The sequence below is a fragment of the Achromobacter sp. RW408 genome (genome assembly GCF_003184165.1).
GTDB classification, from domain to species: domain Bacteria; phylum Pseudomonadota; class Gammaproteobacteria; order Burkholderiales; family Burkholderiaceae_B; genus Achromobacter; species Achromobacter xylosoxidans.
This window is the reverse complement of record NZ_QHHO01000032.1, coordinates 1-553: the sequence shown is the minus strand read 5'-3', so window position 1 is coordinate 553 and position 553 is coordinate 1. Positions and strand designations below refer to the sequence as shown.

Sequence of the window (553 nt, the reverse complement as noted above, 5' to 3'; positions counted from 1 at the left end):
CGTGCGTGTCCACCAGCACCACCGTGCGCTCGTTGAGCAGCAGGATGTTCATGGCGGCGTAGACGTTGCGGCCCGGCCGGCGGCCGATCACTTCGTCGATGAAGCGCAGGTGGTCGTGATACGCGCCGACCGAACCGCAGACCATGCCGTCGGCATCGCCCAGGTGCACCATCATCGCGCCGATCAGCGTCATGCGGCGGCGCATTTCCACGCGCGCCATCTCCTTGGTGATGCCGCGGCGGCACATGCGTTCCCAGTACGTGGTCCAGTACTGATGGAAGCGTTCGTCGTATTCGGGGTTGGTGACTTCGACGTCCTCGCCCAGGCGCAGGCGCAGGCCGAGTTTCTCGATGCGGGTCAACAGCACCGAGGGACGGCCCACCAGGATGGGACGGGCCAGGCCTTCGTCTACCACTACCTGCACCGCGCGCAGCACGCGCTCGTCCTCGCCTTCGGCGAACACGATGCGGGCCGGGCCGCCTTCGCGCACGATGCGCTTGGCGGCCGAGAACAGCGGCTTCATGAAGGCGCCGGAGTGGTACACGAACTGCTG

Annotated in this window: 1 protein-coding gene; it reads right to left on the bottom strand. The window is 66.9% G+C overall.

Annotated elements, in window-relative coordinates; genetic code table 11:
* Window positions 1-553, bottom strand: a 553-nt coding sequence (locus DK459_RS07525; RefSeq protein ID WP_255412873.1) for a phosphate acyltransferase, incomplete at both ends; no start/stop codon positions are given.